Here is a 15,542-nt window from a genome sequence, read left to right as displayed (position 1 = left end):
AAAGATCAACCTCAATTTCTGAAAACGTCTCGCAAATTCTGCACATTTTTTGCTCTGACTGCATTTATTCATTGAACAGCCAGATCGTTTTTCATATCTTCTAACTCGATGAATAAATGGATGTTTATTAGGATTTTTCTGGTAAAAGGACTTCAGGAAGGTGTCAGCATGAAAAAAACTCATCCGGTTGTTGAGCAATCAAAAGTGCGGCTGGCGGCACTGGGAAAAATTGAATCTCGCACGCAGTTTGGTGGTTATGCGCTTACCGTGGAAAAGGTGGTCTTTGCGTTTATCAATGACGATTCACTCTACTTACGTGCCTGTGAAGCGGTGACGGATTATGCAGTTGAACGCCCCATGGAGCCGCTGGTTTATCGCAAACGTGGGATACCTGTGGTCCTGAACTATTTCAAAGTTGATAAATGGCTTTGGCAGGAGCCAGAACGGTTGATGCGGTTGTCTGCCAGCGCTTTACGGGCGGCGCGCGATGAGCTTGAGACCAAATATGTCTCGTTGCGGTTAAAGGATTTACCCAATCTCAGCATGCGCATGGAGATGCTGCTGCATAAGGTCGGTATTTGTTCGGTAAAACATTTGTATGAAATCGGCGCAAAGCAGAGTTGGCTAAAACTGCGGACGGTGAATAAGCATATTGGCCTGAAAACACTGCTGGCGTTACAGGGAGCGATTTCCGGACATCATGAGGCGGCGCTGCCGAGTGAGGTGCGAGCAGAGCTTTGCGCGTGGTATCAAAAAACGCTCCGCTAGTGAGATAGCAGAGCGTTTCGTTTTTAAGCCGCCACGAGGATGCGACGCAGGCGCGCAATTTCCGGCAGCAGGGCGATGAGTAATCCCAGCTGTTGTAAAACTAACGGTGCCTGCGTTTCCGGACTGGCTTTCATTCCGGCCAGACGATGGAGCAGGTCTTGCTGCATCCGGGCGGCCTCAGCATCGCTGACCCGTTCAATTTGCAAAACATCCTCAACGAAGCATACCGCATCATCCAGCAAAGCCAGTAACGTCGGGTCGCTCAGCCCGACGCGATGCGCCCCGAGCGCCGAAATATAGCTGAGAAAGGAGTGATTCAGGCACAGCAGCCGAAAGGCATTTTCACGTAATGATTGCTGATAACGGGCTTCGCTGCTCATATTGGAAACCACCGAGGCCAGTTCTGCATCGGCGTTGTGTGCATCGCGGCGAGCCACGCGATAAGCCAGACGGTTATCTTTACCCTGATGATATTGCTCCATAATGGCATCAAGGTAGCGACAGTTGGCATTCAGGGTGCGCTCGGCTACGGCGGGTAACTGACGGAAGCGCCAGTCCGGCCAGACGAAGGCTACAGCCAGCCATGCAAGACCACAGCCCAGCAGTGTATCCATGACACGCGGCAGCGCGACTTCAAAACCTTCACCCAGCAGATTGAAGCACAACAGTACCAGCAGCGTAATGAACAGGGTCGCCTGGGCATATTGTATTTGCCGAAAGGCGAAAAACAGCACACCACTAAGGACGATCAATATCAGCTGTCCTTCTATTGAAGGTACCAGCCACAATACCGGCAAACCGATGGCTATCCCCGCCAGTGTGCCACCAATGCGCAGTGCGAGGCGACGTCGTGTGGCATTGTAGTTCGGCTGACAGACGAACAGGCTGGTAAGTAGAATCCAGTAGCCACGGTGTAAGCCCGTTAGTTGAATAAAGCCATAGCCCACGCATAACACCAGTGTCATTCTGACTGCGTGTCGGAATAGCGCTGAAGTCGGTGTGAGATGACGGCTAATACGCAAGCGGATATCCGCCCAGCCGCTTAACTCATCGCTGGAAAGGTTGTCATCGCTTGATGCGGCGGGTTGTGCCAGCTTTTGTTCTGACTCAATCGACGCCAGTTGAGCGTCCATGGCGCGCAAATTGCGTAATAGCCAGAACAGGGCGCGGATATTGGCTTCATCGGGAGCGCTTTGCTGCAAGCGCGCCAGCGCGGTTTCCAGCCGCTCAAAAGCACGTTCAAAGTGCGTATCGTGGTGCCATGGCTGGCGCAATAAAATGTTCTCAGCCAACTGACGACAGGCATGTGCCTGCATATTCAGCAAACGCTGAAACCGAAACAGCACTTCGTTGTAGCGCCAGTCGTCACGTAGTTGATGATATTGCAGATGGGATGAGCTGGCGCGTTCATGAATATCCTGGGCGACAAAATAATAGTGCAGGCTGCGCCTGGTACTGCGGGAGCCTCGATCACCACGCAATCGGCTTTGAATGGTACTTTTGGTGAGGTTTAGCTGGGCCACCAGTTGGCTGTTCACCATGGCAGTGGCGATCAGAGCGGCATCATCCAGATCACCACCATCGGGATCAAATAGGCTGGCCTTGGCATCCAGGTAGCGCGCCAACTGGGAGAAACTGGCTGCCAGCTGTTCCTGAACCGGGCGTACTGGAAAGATCAGATGGCCGATTAAGGTCAGCAGGTTGTACCACAAGGCCCCCAGCAGCAGCAGGGAGGGCTGCATCCACCATTGGTGAAACAGACCCGTGCCGAGCATGGTATAGACGGCAATAAGCAGGGCACCGAAGGCGATGGTGGCGTAACGCTGTCCGAGCGCCCCCAGCAGAATAAATCCCCAGGTTGACAGTGCCAGACCGATGACAAAGGCCCAGGGATAGGGGAACAGCAACTCGACGGATACCGAAGCGACACAAAAACAGATAAGGGTAATCAGCAGATTACGCAGGCGTCCTGCCAGACGATCGTCGAGATCGGCCAGTGCTGCCGCTACTACACCCAGGGTGAGTGGGATCGTCCACTCAATCTGCTGTAGCCACCAGGGTACGGCGGCGCATCCCGCAAGGGCGAAAAAAATACGCAGTAAGTAACGCAGGCTGCTGTTAAACAGATAACGACGCCAGCCAGGTAAAGCATCATATATCATGGTGCAGCCTTAGTAACGACGGCGGGCATTGGCTTCCCGCGCTGCCTGAGCTTCTTCCACCGACACCACGCGACGTCCCACCGGCCACAAAGCGATGGCAGCTATCTTGAAATTGGCAATGCCAACAGGAATACCGATAATCGTCAGGCACTGTACGATACCGGCAGAAATATGCATCAGGCACAGCCACCAGCCAAAAAACACCAGCCAGAAGATGTTGAGAAAGGTACCACCCGCGTTCATCACCTGGTTTTTGCTGTCCGGACGCAGTACATCAATGTGCACCGCTTCATTACCAAATGGCAGCAGTGAGAGTTTGGTTATCTCCCAGCAGGAACGTGTTAATGGCAGCGTGAAGATAAGTATGATGCTGATCAGGGTCGCCAGCAGCCAGCTAAGGGTGGTAAAAACGCCACCCAGTACAAAGTTGAGAATATTGAGCACGGTGCGCATAACACGATTTTCCTTTTGCAATCCGCAATATGTGACGCCAAGTTTAGCCTGTTTTAAGGCTGGAGCGTCAAGGGTCTGGCAGGTAAACTGCGCGATAATCCTATTCCTGAAGACGGTGCAGACATGGAACTAAAAGCAACATCAATGGGTAAACGTCTGGCACAGCACCCTTATAATCGTGTACGTCTGCTGGCTGCAGGAGTTGAAGTCAGCGGCGATCGTCATGAATACCTCATTCCTTTCAATCAGTTATTAGATATTGTTTGTAAGCGTGGACTGGTATGGGGTGAGCTGGAATTTTTGCTGCCTGAAGACAAAGTGGTGCGATTGCACGGCACTGAGTGGCAGGAAACACAGCGCTTTTTTCATTACCTGCAACAAGCCTGGCAACGCTGGAGCCAGGAGATGAGTGAGGTTTGTGTTGAGGTGTTGACCCACTTACAACAGGAAATCTTTGCCTTTACCGGACAGGACCGCTGGTTGAAACGCAGCGAGCTGAATGCGGTGAAGGAAAATATCACCCGGCAATTCTCCGCGCTACCTTTGCCGACATCCCGTCTCGAAAAGTTCGAAAATTGCCGTGAATTGTGGCAATTCTGCCAGCAATGGCTGGAGCAGGGTGACGCTGCTATTCGTCAGCGTAATCGTGAATGGACCGCAAAAATTCTTCAGGAGTATCAGGAATTCTTTTCCACGGTTGAGACGACTCCACTGAATCCTTCGCAATGCGAAGCCGTGGTTAACGGTGAAGATGCGTTGCTGGTGCTGGCGGGTGCCGGCAGTGGCAAAACCTCGGTGCTGGTGGCGCGTGCTGGTTGGTTATTAAGACGCAAACTGGCACAGCCGGAACAAATTTTGCTGCTGGCCTTTGGTCGTCAGGCGGCAGATGAGATGAACGATCGCATTCAGGCGCGGCTCGGCAAAAGCGCGATTCAGGCGCGTACCTTCCATGCGCTGGCGTTGCATATTATTCGCGAGGGCAGCAATAAGCAGCCGGTTATCAGCAAACTGGAAAGTGACAGCAAAGCCCGCCGTCAATTGCTGATTGAGGCCTGGCGTGAAGAATGCAGCAGTAAAAAAGCACAGGCCAACGGCTGGCGTCAGTGGCTCCAGGACGAGCTGGAGTGGGACATTGCCGAAGGGCCGTTCTGGCAGGATGACAAACTGGCACAGCGTCTGGCTTCTCGTCTGGAACGCTGGCTGGGACTGATGCGGATGCACGGCGGTGCTCAGGCCGCGATGATTGCGGATGTGCCGGAAGAACAGCGCGATCAATTTAGCAAACGTATTAAGTTGATGGCTCCGCTCCTGAAGGTGTGGAAAACGGCGCTGAAAGAGGAGGGGGCTGTCGATTTCTCAGGCCTGATCCATCAGGCGATTGCTATCCTGGAGAAAGGGCGATTTATCAGCCCGTGGAAGCATATTCTGGTGGATGAATTTCAGGATATCTCTCCACAACGTGCCGCATTGCTGACCGCATTGCGTCAGCAAAACAAACGTACGGCGCTGTTTGCCGTGGGTGATGACTGGCAGGCCATTTATCGCTTTAGCGGTGCGGAGATGAGTCTCACGACGGCCTTCCATCATTATTTTGGCGAAGGTGATCGCTGCGTGCTGGATACCACATATCGTTTTAACGATCGTATTGGTGAAATTGCCAATCGTTTTGTGCAGCAAAACCCACATCAGCTGCGCAAGCCACTGAATAGTCTTACCAAAGGGAATAAGAAGTCGGTTACGTTACTGGCACAGGAACAACTTGAACCATTACTTGATAAGTTAAGTGGTTACGTTAAACCGGAGGAGCGCGTCCTGCTGCTGGCACGTTACCATCATTTACGTCCGGCGCTGCTGGATAAAGCCAAAACCCGCTGGCCAAAACTGCAACTGGATTTTATGACTATCCACGCCAGCAAGGGGCAACAGGCAGACTATGTTATCGTGCTGGGCTTGCATGAGGGACGTGATGGATTTCCGGCTGCGGCGCGGGAATCCATCATGGAACAAGGGTTGTTACCGCAACCAGAGGCGTTTCCGGATGCGGAAGAACGTCGATTAGCCTACGTGGCGCTGACGCGTGCGCGTCAGCAGGTTTGGTTGCTGTTCGATAAGGACCGGCCTTCCGTATTTGTCGGGCATTTCCGCGATTTAGGGGTGCCGCAGAACCGGAAAGCCTGATGTATTACGCTTTCAGGCGTTCTGCCAGATAACGTGGGTAATCAGGGATCTGAATCTCCACTTCACGGGCAAACATCGGCGACTGGATGAGGAAATCCGCGGTGGAGCGGTTTGTCGCTACCGGGATATTCCAGACTGTCGCCAGGCGCAGCAACGCTTTAACGTCGGGATCGTGCGGTACGGCGTTAAGCGGGTCCCAGAAAAAGAACAGCACATCAATTTTACCTTCCGAAATCAGCGCACCAACCTGCTGATCGCCGCCCAGCGGTCCGCTCAGCATGGCGTTAACGTCCAGACCGGTATGACGATTGATCAGATTGCCGGTGGTACCGGTGGCGTACAACACATGTGACTGCAGCGCGCTTTGGTTTTTCTGCACCCAATCCAGCAATGAGGCTTTGCAGTGATCGTGAGCGACGAGGGCGATATGTTTCTGAATATTGAGGGTACGAACGGTTTGCTCCATGGGGCTTCCTGATTCTTAGCGGTCGATGTAAGTAATACATCGAGTTTACCCCTGGCGTTTCGTTCCTATCAACTTGCGCGTAAGGTTTTCATCCAGCTGAGAAAACGCAAACGGGTGGCGGCATCAAAACGCTCAAACCAACGTTGTAATAAAGGCAGATCACTGACGTCCTGCCAGGCGAAATCTGCGTTTATCTGAGTGTCAGACATGCTGCTGGTTTGCACCGCAAAACGCGGCACGGAAGCGGCCTGACCATTACGGTTATACTTCAGCATTGCCTGTTCAAGATCGCCACCATCCGGCTGCGGCAGACGGTCACGAATACTGGCGATTTCTTTACCCTGCTCATCGACCAGCTGGAAATTGAGAGTTCTGTCGAAGGTGGAGCGCTCACGGCGGTTATCCAGCGCGGGCAGACGAATCGCGACGGTTTTGGCTGTGGCGGTAAAGGTCACAATCATCGGTACCGACTGATAATGCGGGTTGTTGTGAGGTGATGAATCAGGTGATTTTTCCACGCGAAACAGAAACTGGTGCTGTCCGCGTTCCAGCTCCAGGCTGTCAGCGCCTTTCAACAGTGAGCCGGAAATTTTGCGCCCATCCAGCACCAGAAGATCGATTTCCGGATCAAGTTTCAGGGTAATGGCATGGCAGGATGCCGATACGAGTAGCATTATCAAACCCGTAACAGCCAAAAACAGCTTCATTTCAACTCCCGTGAGCTGGGCGCAAATCAGTGATGTGTAGCAAATTATTACATTATGGCAGTTAGTTTACATTTTAACATACTTATTCGTGCTGCCGCGCAAACTTTTCCGCTATGGAAAGGGGGCGAGGTCAGCTGATGCCATTTACACTCAGGCGAGTGAAAAAAGGAGAGATGCATGAACGATCAAACCATTCGTGATGTTTTGACCCACACCAAACGTATTGCGCTGGTGGGTGCCAGCGATCGTCCTGATCGCCCCAGCTACGGCGTGATGAAGTTTTTGCTCGACCAGGGCTATGACGTGGTGCCGGTCAGTCCAAAACTGGCCGGTCAGCAGTTGCTGGGACAAACAGCCTACGCCACCCTGGCCGATATTCCGGGCAACATTGATATGGTAGATGTGTTTCGCAATGCCGAAGCGGCGTGGGGAGTGGCACAGGAGGCCATTGCGATTGGTGCGAAGACACTCTGGTTGCAACTCGGCGTGATCAATGAACAAGCCGCCGTGCTGGCGCAGGATGCGGGATTGACGGTAATAATGGATCGTTGCCCGAAAATTGAGATACCGCGACTGGGCATTTCGCAATCGGTGCATTAAAACAAACGGCGACCTGAGGTCGCCGTTTTTGATCAATGACGCAGGCGTGGTGCCTGTAGCTGCTGCCGAATTGACGCAGCCAGTTCGTCCATGGAAGGTTGTTCCGGGTGTTCAAATGAGGTTTCACCAGCAAGCTGGATTTCAGCGACATAGGTATGAACCTGCTCGCCTTCTTCATCTTCCATCACCACATGATACCAGGGCGCTGCGCGCAGTTTCTCTGCGGCACCCACTTCTTCAAGCTTAGGTTCATCCAGCGAATACTCCGCATCGACATCCACAATCACGCCAAGCACCCCGGAGAGACGGTGTCGGACCTGCTGTCCAATTCCAAATTTACTGGCAATCATAGTGACCTCCCAAAATACTGCCCTGCTCAAGATATGGAGGCAGAGGCAGCTTTTTCAAGTCACAGTACGCGGCAGGCGAAACCTTTCAGATAAAGCCCTTCAGGATAGCTGGCGATCACCGGGTGGTCGGCTGCCTGACGGAACTGCTCAATAAATTGTACATCACGACCGGCATCAACGGCGGCATCAGCAATGATTTTCTGGAACAAATCAGTCGCCATCAGTCCTGAGCAGGAGAAAGTCATCAGAATACCGCCGGGGTTCAGCAATTGCATCGCCAGCATATTGATGTCTTTATAACCACGGCAGGCACCGGCCAGTTGATTTTTGTTCTCAACGAATTTCGGTGGGTCCATCACGATGAGGTCAAACTTTTCACCGCTGTCACGGTAACGACGCAGCAGTTTAAATACATCATCGCGCAGGAACTGGGCGCGGGAGACATCCAGGCCATTAAGTTCCACGTTCTGTTTTGCGACATCCAGGGCATCCTGCGAGGTATCAACGCTAATCACTTCGCGGCAACCGCCCATCAGTGCTGATACTGCAAAGCCACCGGTGTAAGAGAAGCAGTTCAGCACGCGCGCATTATCGGCATAACGGCGAGTGGCAAAGCGGCTATCACGTTGATCGAGGTAATAGCCGGTTTTATGGCCGCCCTGAATATTCACCAGCAATTTCATGCCATGTTCGGTAATCGGCAGCAGCGGTGGCGGAAGTTCACCACACACCGGACCTTGTGCCAGCTCCAGTCCCTCTTTTTTACGTACTGCCACGTCGGAACGATCGTAAATCGCGCATTCCGGGAAGCATTGCTGCAGGGCGGAAACAATGGTCGGGCGCTGATATTCAGCCCCGGCAGACAGCAGCTGCAGCACGAGGAAATCACCGAAACGGTCAATGGTCACGCCAGGCATGCCATCAGATTCACCGGCGATCAGACGATAGCTATCCAGACCATCGCGCTGAGCCAGCCAGCTACGCCACTGCTGTGCCTGGGTAAAGCGGCGGACAAAGAAGGCAATGTCGATTGACTCATCCTGTTGCCAGCACCAGACGCGCGCCCGAATTTGCGATTGCGGTGAATAAGCGGCACGGGCCAGCCATTTGCCATTGCTGTCACAAATATCAATGGTTTCCCCGGACTGGGCTTTACCTTCCATGCGGGCAACGGCACCCGAAAACACCCAGGGATGGCGACGGAGCAGGGATTTTTCACGTCCCTTAGCGAGAATCAATCGAACAGTCATAGTTTGCTATGCTTACCTGAAAAAATGAGGCGTCATTTTCCGGTGGATGGCGGCAAAATGCAATGAACAGTAACGGGAGAGCGCAATGGCCACAACCTGCTTCAAAATCTGGGTGCACGGTCTGGTGCAGGGCGTTGGATTTCGCTACAGCACGCAGGCGCAGGCCAGACAGCTGGACGTGAAAGGTTATGCCCGCAACCTGAGTGATGGCAGCGTGGAAGTGCTGGCCTGGGGTGAGGAAGCGCAGGTCATGGCATTAATTGATTGGTTAAAGGCGGGCGGTCCACGCAGTGCACGGGTGGAAAAAGTGCTGGTGGAACCCCATCAACCGGCAGAACCACCCAGCCGTTTCACCACAGGCTGATTACAGACATTTCGCCGGTTTTGGCAATCCGGCAATTTTCGTCGCCTGCTTTGCCGGGCCTTCCGGGAACAAGCGGAACAGATAGCGGCTGTTGCCTTTCTCCTCGCCATATTTTTGCGCCATTGCCTTTACCAGCATACGAATCGCCGGTGAGGTATTAAATTCCAGATAGAAAGCCCGCACAAAGTGCACCACTTCCCAATGCGCTTCGCTCAGGGTGAGGTTCTCGGTTGCTGCTATGGCTTGCGCCAGCGGCTCGCTCCAGTCGGTGCTGTTTTTCAGATAGCCTTCCGCATCGGTGGCGATCTCTTTACCGGCAAAAATCACGGTGACTCCTCAGGTTTAGTTTGCGCGTATTGTAGGGCGGGGCGGCCAGAAAAAGCAAAAACCCCGCCGGAGCGGGGTTTTATGACGTACTGACTGTACGCTAATCGCGGCTGGCAAAGCCCAGCAGGCTAAGCAGGCTGACAAAGATGTTGTACAGCGATACATACAGGCTCACGGTGGCGCGAATATAGTTGGTTTCGCCGCCGTGAATGATGTTGCTGGTTTCCCACAGGATGGCACCCGCTGAGAACAGGATAAACAGCGCGCTGATTGCCAGGTGCAGGGCTGGCAGCTGCAGGAACAGGTTAGCGACAACCGCTACCAGCAGCACCACAAAGCCCGCCATCATCATGCCGCCGAGGAATGACATATCGCGACGGGTAGTCAGGACGTAGGCCGAGCAGCAGAAGAACACCAGCGCGGTTCCGCCCAACGCCATGCCAATCACATCACCCATACCCGCCGAGAGGAATGAGTTAAGAATTGGCCCCAGGCAGTAACCAAGGAATCCGGTGAAGGCAAAGGCCGCCAGAATACCCGTCGGGCTGTTCGCCAGGCGGTAAGTCAGAAACATCAGGCCATAAAAGCCGACCAGCATCAGAATCAGACCGGGCGCAGGCAGAGCGAAGACGGTACTGAGTGTGGCGGTAACGGCGGAGAATGCCAGGGTCAGGCCAAGTAAGAAATAAGTATTGCGCAGCACTTTATGGGTGCTGATTAGCGACTGTCGTTGCGACGACGTAATAATTCTATCCATCATGCGCTCCTTAAAGTGAAAGAACACCAAATCTGCGGAAAGAATACGCAGCGGTGCTGGGACAGAAAAGGCGTTTTACCCTTCTTTACGCGATAAATTGCTGTTTCCCTGAGCGGAATGGCGATTATGGCAGCGAATAAATAGTTTTTGGCTGTTTTTCAGGCGAATGAATCGCAGCAGGCTTTACATCTTCGGGGGGGATGTTTATAGTGCGCGTCATTGCGGAGGGGTGGCCGAGCGGCTTAAGGCAGCGGTCTTGAAAACCGCCGATGGGAAACCATCCGAGAGTTCGAATCTCTCCTCCTCCGCCACTTAACCTGCTCAGGGTTAAGTATATTTGTTTTATCAGGAGGGATGGCCGAGCGGCTTAAGGCAGCGGTCTTGAAAACCGCCGATGGGAAACCATCCGAGAGTTCGAATCTCTCTTCCTCCGCCAAATTAAAGAAGCCCGCAGCGATGCGGGCTTTTTGCATTTCTACTTCAGAGATTCTGAAAAACATCCCGTTGCTTTTCAATCTGCTGCCTTAAGCCTACGGCGAGGCTCTGGTCTGCTATAGTCCATTCACGGTTTTTGCAAACATCTGGCGATTTTCCCAGGCAAGCTGGGTTACACTGTGGGGCAATTCGCTCTGTGGCCGAGCTAATCGTTTGAATGCCAGAGTGTTTCACTGATGAATTATGGAATAGGCACAATGATCAAGAAACTGAGTCTTTGCGCGTTGTCAGTCATCGCTGCGTTACCGATGGGTATGGCAGCGCAGGCTGCGGAAGGGGACATGCAGCTGCAGCAGGTACTGATGCTGAGCCGTCACAATCTACGCGCACCGCTCGCGAACACCGGCAGCGTGCTGGAGCAATCAACGAAAAAAAGCTGGCCGCAATGGGATGTGCCCGGTGGGCAGCTCACCACCAAAGGTGGGGTGCTGGAAGTCTACATGGGTAACTACACCCGTCAGTGGCTGGCTCAGCAGGGCCTGGTCGAAAACGGCGTCTGCCCGGATAGCAGCAACGTGTTTGTCTATGCCAACAGCCTGCAACGTACCGTGGCAACGGCTCAGTTCTTCGTGAATGGTGCTTTCCCTGGATGTGACATCGCCGTGACGCATCAGGATGCCATGGGGACCATGGATCCGGTGTTCAATCCGGTGGTGACTGATGGCAGCGACGATTTCAACAAAAAAGCCCTGACGGCAATGACCGCGGCCAACGAAAAGCTGGCGTTAAAACCCGCTTACCAGTACCTCGAAAAAATTGTTGATTACAAATCCTCGCCAGCCTGCAACGGCAAGAAGCAGTGTGATTTGAGCAGTGGCCAGAACACCTTTAGCGCCGACAATGGTAAAGAACCGAACGTCAATGGCCCGCTGAAGGTCGGAAATTCGCTGATCGATGCTTTCACCCTGCAATATTACGAGGGTTTCCCGCTGGATCAGGTGGCCTGGGGACAGATCAAAACGCCTGAGCAGTGGAAAGAGCTGGCCGCGATTAAAAATGGTTATCAGGACGCGTTGTTTACTTCACCAGATGTGGCACGCGAAGTGGCGGCACCGCTGGTGGATTACATACGCAGCCAGTTGATCGATCAGGACAAAGCCAACGCGCCGAAAGTGACGTTGATGGTGGGACATGATTCGAATATCGCTTCGCTGCTCAGCGCGTTGCAGGTGAAGCCGTATGAGCTGCCGGGTAACGATGAGAAGACGCCGATTGGTGGCCAGGTGGTGTTTGAACGCTGGCACGATGCGAAAAACAACAAAGATCTGCTGAAGGTGGAATATGTCTACCAGACCAGCGATCAGCTGCGTAACGCTGATGTGCTGAGCCTGAAAAACCCGCCGAAACGCGTCACGTTGCAGCTGGCGGGTTGTGATGCCGATGCCAATGGGTATTGCAGCTGGGATCAATTCGCCAGCGTGCTGAATGCTGCCTTGCAGGGCACGCCGTTGCAGCCTGCTGCTCCGGCACCGGCTGCTGCGCAACCAGAACAAGCTGCCGCGCCAGCGACGACCAGCGATGATGCGCAGGTACAGGCAGATCAGGCCGCTGCCGATAAAGCCACCGCAGATAAAGCGGCGGCAGATAAAGCTGCTGCGCAGAAAGCGGCAGATGCCAAAGCGGCAGAAGAGAAGGTAAAAGCCGACAAAGCGGCGGAAGCGAAGGCGAAAGCTGAGAAAGCAACAGCCCAGAAAGCGGCGGAAGAGAAAGCGAAAGCGGATGCGGCGGCGGCTGAAAAGGCCAAAGCGGATGCGCCAGCTAAATCAGACAAGAGCGAGGCGCCTGCCCCGGCGGCCAGCAACTAAGCTGCCAGCAGTGAAAAACCCCGCCGAGGCGGGGTTTTTTATTTATCCGGCCACCACCACCAGTTTCTGGTTGGCGAATTCTTTCAGACCGAGATCAGACAGCTCCCGTCCATAGCCTGAGCGTTTCACGCCACCAAAAGGAAGTTCTGCGGCGGTATCGCTTTGTGAATTGATAAACACCATGCCGGTTTCGATTTGTGCCGCCATTTTTCGCCCGCGAGCAATATCCCGCGTCCATACCGAGCCACCGAGGCCATAATGTGAGTCATTCGCCAGTGCCACGACAGCGCTGTCGCTAGCCACGACATAGACCTGAGCCACCGGGCCGAAGAATTCCTGATAATAGGCCGGATTATCAGGCGTCAGGCCGGTGAGAATCGTCGGCTGGAAATAATTGCCGACGCCGTCGATGGCACGCCCGCCTATTTCGACCTTAGCACCCTGTGCGATGGCCTCATCAACCTGTTTGATTAAACGCTCACGCGCATCCTGTGACGACAGCGGACCGAGGGTGGTTTTCTCATCCAGCGGATCGCCAGCGACAGCCGATTGCAGCGCGGCGCTGAATTTTGCCATAAAGGGCCCGGCAATCTTCTCATGTACGATAAAACGCTTCGCAGCGGTACAAACCTGGCCACAGTTGCTGAGGCGCGCCTGTGCCCCCTGGCGCACCGCCTCATCGAGGTCGGCGTCGTCCAGCACCACGAACACATCGTTGCCACCCAGTTCCAGCGTCGATTTCTTCAGGTATTTGCCGGCCTGCTGTGCCACCGCGCTGCCCGCCCGTTCGGACCCGGTGAGCGCTACGCCCTGAACACGGTCATCGGCGATCAAATCCGCTACCTGATCATTCGAAATATACAGGTTGGTCCAGGCTCCCGGCGGTGCGCCAGCTTCATGGACCAGTTTTTCGAAGGCATCGGCGCAGTGCGGGACGATATTGGCGTGTTTTGCCAGCACCGGGTTGCCGAGTGCCAGGTTCGGAGCCAGCACACGCATCAGCTGGTAATAGGGGAAGTTCCAGGGTTCCACCGCCACAATCACGCCAATCGGATGATATTCCAGCCAGGCGTCCCCCACATCACTGGGATAGGCTTGCGGTTGCAGCAGTGTTGCCGCGTGTTCGGCATAGTAGCGGGCGATTTGGGCACAAATTTTGACTTCACCACGGCTTTGACCTATCAGCTTGCCCATCTCCTGGCTGGCGATGGTCGCCAGTTGTTCAACGCGCGCATCAATCAGATCTGCCAGACGTTTCAGTACCTGCAGTCGCGGTTGGATATCTCCTTTGCACCAGTCGGAGTGGTAAAGACGATCGGCAGTCTCCAGCGCCTGCTGCACATAAGCATCATCATGTGATGTCCAGCTCTTCAGCAATTGGTTATTGGCGGGATTGATACTTTGGTAGGAAGACATACAACGCTCCTTGGTCAATTAAGACGACAAAGGCGGGACTGGCCCGCCTGAGGTTCAGATGTTTTTACGCTCAACCGTCTTATCATCCCACGTCAGGACGTCCTGATCGGTCTTATCAAAGGCGCGAAACAGCACTTCATCGCTACCCTGTTGACGCCAGATTTCTTCTGCCAGGCGTTCGTCATAGTTGGCGACCTCAAATATCGCTTCTGCGATTTCGGTCGAGGTGTGGCGTAGTTTGGCCCATTCGCCCACGTGGTGAGCTTTAGACTGTTCTGTTGCCATAAAGGTCTCCTGTTGTGGATTTATCCTTTCAGTTTTACCGCCAGACCGGCGACATGTTCGCCCTGAAAACGGGCGATATCGAGTTCTTCTGCAGAAGGCTGGCGCGATCCATCGCCCCCTGCAATGGTGGTAGCCCCATAAGGGGTGCCGCCGCGCACATGAGAGATATCGAAAAGTTCTTTGGTGCCATAACCGATGGGGACAATCACCATGCCGTGGTGGGCGAGGGTGGTCCAGACTGAGGTGATGGTTTGCTCCTGGCCGCCGCCGGTGCCGGTGGAGGCAAACACGCTGGCAATTTTGCCGTACAGCGCGCCTGAGGCCCACAGTCCGCCAGTGCGGTCGAGGAAGTTACGCATCTGCCCCGCCATATTACCGAAACGTGTGGGGGTGCCGAGGATGATGGCATCGTATTGCGGGAGATCTTCGGGGGTTGCCTCAGTGGCTGGCTGATTGACCTTGCCGCCGACCTGAGCGAAGCGTTCGGCGTCCATGGTTTCCGGCACGCGTAATATCGTCACTTCTGCACCGTTCACACGACGCGCGCCTTCAGCAATAGCCTGCGCCATGGTTTCAATATGTCCGTACATGGAATAATAAAGCACCAGAATTTTCGCCATCTTTTTCTTCCTGCGGGGTTTGAACACGTAACCTGAAGTATAGAAGAGCCTGCGTGACCTGCCGCTGAACAGCACAGCCGCTTACCTGCGGCTTCGCTTAATACTCCGCTAAGCGCTTGTCATCTGGCGCAAAATTCCGGTTTAGTGGAAAAATAAAGAAGAATATGTGTTTCAAAGTATAAATATCAGCCATAAACGCAACGCTATTGGCTATTCTTTAATCGGGTGGCCCGAAAAACGTGTCACCTGAGCTTTTCACCCCTTGCATGTGAAAAGTCCTGACCACAGATGTGAAAACTCTCTCGGAGGAAATGATGGCCCAACATCGTGGAGGATCGGGTAATTTCGCGGAAGATCGCGAAAGAGCCGCGGAAGCAGGCCGTAAAGGCGGTAAGAATAGCGGCGGGAATTTCAGAAACGACCCGCAGCGCGCTTCCGAAGCAGGTGAAAAAGGGGGACGCAGTCGCGGTAAGAAATAATCCGGCTGTGCAGTAATTCCCTCCGCCGCCGGGAGCGCCCGGCGGTGACAATGCCTTCTG

The 15,542-nt window shown here is 54.0% G+C and carries 17 protein-coding genes and 2 tRNA genes; 8 read left to right on the top strand and 11 right to left on the bottom strand.

Translation table 11 applies throughout. The annotated features are described in order from the left end of the window. Window positions 1–168 precede the first annotated feature (168 nt). Entirely contained in the window at window positions 169–768 is a 600-nt protein-coding gene (locus tag PW844_RS01585) for a TfoX/Sxy family DNA transformation protein (RefSeq protein ID WP_299446781.1), read from the top strand. 23 nt (window positions 769–791) lie between these two features. Here PW844_RS01585 and yccS read toward each other — a convergent pair whose 3' ends face one another. Together yccS and PW844_RS01575 are read right to left on the bottom strand one after the other, a co-directional pair. Continuing rightward, the gene (yccS, locus tag PW844_RS01580; RefSeq protein WP_299446017.1) at window positions 792–2,930 is read right to left on the bottom strand and encodes a YccS family putative transporter; all 2,139 of its coding nucleotides are present in this window, start codon (window positions 2,928–2,930) and stop codon (window positions 792–794) included. A gap of 9 nt (window positions 2,931–2,939) precedes the next feature. After that, the gene (locus tag PW844_RS01575) at window positions 2,940–3,383 is read right to left on the bottom strand and encodes a YccF domain-containing protein (RefSeq protein ID WP_084873743.1); all 444 of its coding nucleotides are present in this window, start codon (window positions 3,381–3,383) and stop codon (window positions 2,940–2,942) included. A gap of 123 nt (window positions 3,384–3,506) precedes the next feature. Between PW844_RS01575 and helD the strand changes: the two genes are divergently transcribed. Beyond that, window positions 3,507–5,561 (top strand): DNA helicase IV, encoded by a 2,055-nt coding sequence (gene helD / locus PW844_RS01570; protein WP_299446008.1) that lies wholly within the window; start codon window positions 3,507–3,509, stop codon window positions 5,559–5,561. 4 nt (window positions 5,562–5,565) lie between these two features. Here helD and mgsA read toward each other — a convergent pair whose 3' ends face one another. After that, window positions 5,566–6,027 carry a methylglyoxal synthase gene (gene mgsA, locus PW844_RS01565; RefSeq protein WP_299446005.1) on the bottom strand — a complete coding sequence of 154 codons (462 nt, stop codon included), beginning with the start codon at window positions 6,025–6,027 and terminating at the stop codon, window positions 5,566–5,568. Between the two features lie 68 nt (window positions 6,028–6,095). Next, window positions 6,096–6,734, bottom strand: a complete 639-nt coding sequence (locus PW844_RS01560; RefSeq protein WP_299446002.1) for a DUF2057 family protein — start codon at window positions 6,732–6,734, stop codon at window positions 6,096–6,098. A gap of 177 nt (window positions 6,735–6,911) precedes the next feature. Between PW844_RS01560 and PW844_RS01555 the strand changes: the two genes are divergently transcribed. Beyond that, window positions 6,912–7,334 carry a CoA-binding protein gene (locus PW844_RS01555; protein WP_299445999.1) on the top strand — a complete coding sequence of 141 codons (423 nt, stop codon included), beginning with the start codon at window positions 6,912–6,914 and terminating at the stop codon, window positions 7,332–7,334. 32 nt (window positions 7,335–7,366) lie between these two features. Here the strand turns inward: PW844_RS01555 and hspQ are convergent, their stop codons facing one another. Both hspQ and rlmI read right to left on the bottom strand, forming a co-directional pair. Further along, window positions 7,367–7,684: a heat shock protein HspQ gene (hspQ, locus tag PW844_RS01550; RefSeq protein ID WP_084873748.1), complete on the bottom strand. Its 318-nt coding sequence runs from the start codon at window positions 7,682–7,684 to the stop codon at window positions 7,367–7,369. Between the two features lie 59 nt (window positions 7,685–7,743). Beyond that, window positions 7,744–8,934 carry a 23S rRNA (cytosine(1962)-C(5))-methyltransferase RlmI gene (gene rlmI, locus PW844_RS01545; protein ID WP_299445995.1) on the bottom strand — a complete coding sequence of 397 codons (1,191 nt, stop codon included), beginning with the start codon at window positions 8,932–8,934 and terminating at the stop codon, window positions 7,744–7,746. An 85-nt stretch (window positions 8,935–9,019) separates the two neighbouring features. On the opposite strand from rlmI, the gene yccX reads away from it, so the two are divergent. Beyond that, window positions 9,020–9,298: an acylphosphatase gene (yccX, locus tag PW844_RS01540; RefSeq protein ID WP_299445993.1), complete on the top strand. Its 279-nt coding sequence runs from the start codon at window positions 9,020–9,022 to the stop codon at window positions 9,296–9,298. On the opposite strand, the gene tusE is transcribed toward yccX, so the two are convergent. Further along, window positions 9,299–9,625: a sulfurtransferase TusE gene (gene tusE / locus PW844_RS01535; RefSeq protein WP_299445990.1), complete on the bottom strand. Its 327-nt coding sequence runs from the start codon at window positions 9,623–9,625 to the stop codon at window positions 9,299–9,301. A 100-nt stretch (window positions 9,626–9,725) separates the two neighbouring features. Further along, complete coding sequence (gene yccA, locus PW844_RS01530) at window positions 9,726–10,382, bottom strand: FtsH protease modulator YccA (RefSeq protein ID WP_084873752.1); 657 nt, start codon at window positions 10,380–10,382, stop codon at window positions 9,726–9,728. A 223-nt stretch (window positions 10,383–10,605) separates the two neighbouring features. Here yccA and PW844_RS01525 point away from each other — a divergent pair. From PW844_RS01525 to agp, 3 genes are all read left to right on the top strand, one after another. Continuing rightward, window positions 10,606–10,693, top strand: a tRNA-Ser gene (locus PW844_RS01525). 37 nt (window positions 10,694–10,730) lie between these two features. Next, window positions 10,731–10,818 (top strand) — tRNA-Ser (locus tag PW844_RS01520). Window positions 10,819–11,074: 256 nt separating this feature from the next. Next, on the top strand, window positions 11,075–12,682 hold the full coding sequence (agp, locus tag PW844_RS01515) for a bifunctional glucose-1-phosphatase/inositol phosphatase (RefSeq protein WP_299445987.1): 1,608 nt from the start codon (window positions 11,075–11,077) through the stop codon (window positions 12,680–12,682). Window positions 12,683–12,724: 42 nt separating this feature from the next. Here the strand turns inward: agp and PW844_RS01510 are convergent, their stop codons facing one another. The 3 genes from PW844_RS01510 to wrbA are packed head-to-tail and all read right to left on the bottom strand — an operon-like array spanning window position 12,725 to window position 15,003. Continuing rightward, window positions 12,725–14,098, bottom strand: coding sequence for an NAD-dependent succinate-semialdehyde dehydrogenase (locus PW844_RS01510; RefSeq protein ID WP_299445984.1), 1,374 nt, complete (start codon window positions 14,096–14,098; stop codon window positions 12,725–12,727). Between the two features lie 54 nt (window positions 14,099–14,152). Then, window positions 14,153–14,383 (bottom strand): YccJ family protein, encoded by a 231-nt coding sequence (locus tag PW844_RS01505; RefSeq protein WP_208714562.1) that lies wholly within the window; start codon window positions 14,381–14,383, stop codon window positions 14,153–14,155. 20 nt (window positions 14,384–14,403) lie between these two features. Further along, complete coding sequence (gene wrbA, locus PW844_RS01500; RefSeq protein WP_084873756.1) at window positions 14,404–15,003, bottom strand: NAD(P)H:quinone oxidoreductase; 600 nt, start codon at window positions 15,001–15,003, stop codon at window positions 14,404–14,406. Between the two features lie 314 nt (window positions 15,004–15,317). Between wrbA and PW844_RS01495 the strand changes: the two genes are divergently transcribed. After that, a complete protein-coding gene (locus PW844_RS01495; protein WP_084873757.1) occupies window positions 15,318–15,482 on the top strand; it encodes a general stress protein in 165 nt (54 codons plus the stop codon). Window positions 15,483–15,542 lie beyond the last annotated feature (60 nt).

This window comes from Pantoea sp. (genome assembly GCF_028283705.1).
Classification (GTDB): domain Bacteria; phylum Pseudomonadota; class Gammaproteobacteria; order Enterobacterales; family Enterobacteriaceae; genus Pantoea.
Note: the sequence above shows the minus strand (reverse complement) of the source record. Positions and strands in the feature narration are given on the sequence as shown.

Excerpts from the sequence above, each read along its gene's own strand:
- PW844_RS01585 (WP_299446781.1), top strand. The coding sequence starts at position 169 with ATGAAAAAAACTCATCCGGTTGTTGAGCAATCAAAAGTGCGGCTGGCG.
- yccS (WP_299446017.1), bottom strand. The coding sequence starts at position 2,930 with ATGATATATGATGCTTTACCTGGCTGGCGTCGTTATCTGTTTAACAGC.
- PW844_RS01575 (WP_084873743.1), bottom strand. The coding sequence starts at position 3,383 with ATGCGCACCGTGCTCAATATTCTCAACTTTGTACTGGGTGGCGTTTTT.
- helD (WP_299446008.1), top strand. The coding sequence starts at position 3,507 with ATGGAACTAAAAGCAACATCAATGGGTAAACGTCTGGCACAGCACCCT.
- mgsA (WP_299446005.1), bottom strand. The coding sequence starts at position 6,027 with ATGGAGCAAACCGTTCGTACCCTCAATATTCAGAAACATATCGCCCTC.
- PW844_RS01560 (WP_299446002.1), bottom strand. The coding sequence starts at position 6,734 with ATGAAGCTGTTTTTGGCTGTTACGGGTTTGATAATGCTACTCGTATCG.
- PW844_RS01555 (WP_299445999.1), top strand. The coding sequence starts at position 6,912 with ATGAACGATCAAACCATTCGTGATGTTTTGACCCACACCAAACGTATT.
- hspQ (WP_084873748.1), bottom strand. The coding sequence starts at position 7,684 with ATGATTGCCAGTAAATTTGGAATTGGACAGCAGGTCCGACACCGTCTC.
- rlmI (WP_299445995.1), bottom strand. The coding sequence starts at position 8,934 with ATGACTGTTCGATTGATTCTCGCTAAGGGACGTGAAAAATCCCTGCTC.
- yccX (WP_299445993.1), top strand. The coding sequence starts at position 9,020 with ATGGCCACAACCTGCTTCAAAATCTGGGTGCACGGTCTGGTGCAGGGC.
- yccA (WP_084873752.1), bottom strand. The coding sequence starts at position 10,382 with ATGGATAGAATTATTACGTCGTCGCAACGACAGTCGCTAATCAGCACC.
- agp (WP_299445987.1), top strand. The coding sequence starts at position 11,075 with ATGATCAAGAAACTGAGTCTTTGCGCGTTGTCAGTCATCGCTGCGTTA.
- PW844_RS01510 (WP_299445984.1), bottom strand. The coding sequence starts at position 14,098 with ATGTCTTCCTACCAAAGTATCAATCCCGCCAATAACCAATTGCTGAAG.
- PW844_RS01505 (WP_208714562.1), bottom strand. The coding sequence starts at position 14,383 with ATGGCAACAGAACAGTCTAAAGCTCACCACGTGGGCGAATGGGCCAAA.
- wrbA (WP_084873756.1), bottom strand. The coding sequence starts at position 15,003 with ATGGCGAAAATTCTGGTGCTTTATTATTCCATGTACGGACATATTGAA.
- PW844_RS01495 (WP_084873757.1), top strand. The coding sequence starts at position 15,318 with ATGGCCCAACATCGTGGAGGATCGGGTAATTTCGCGGAAGATCGCGAA.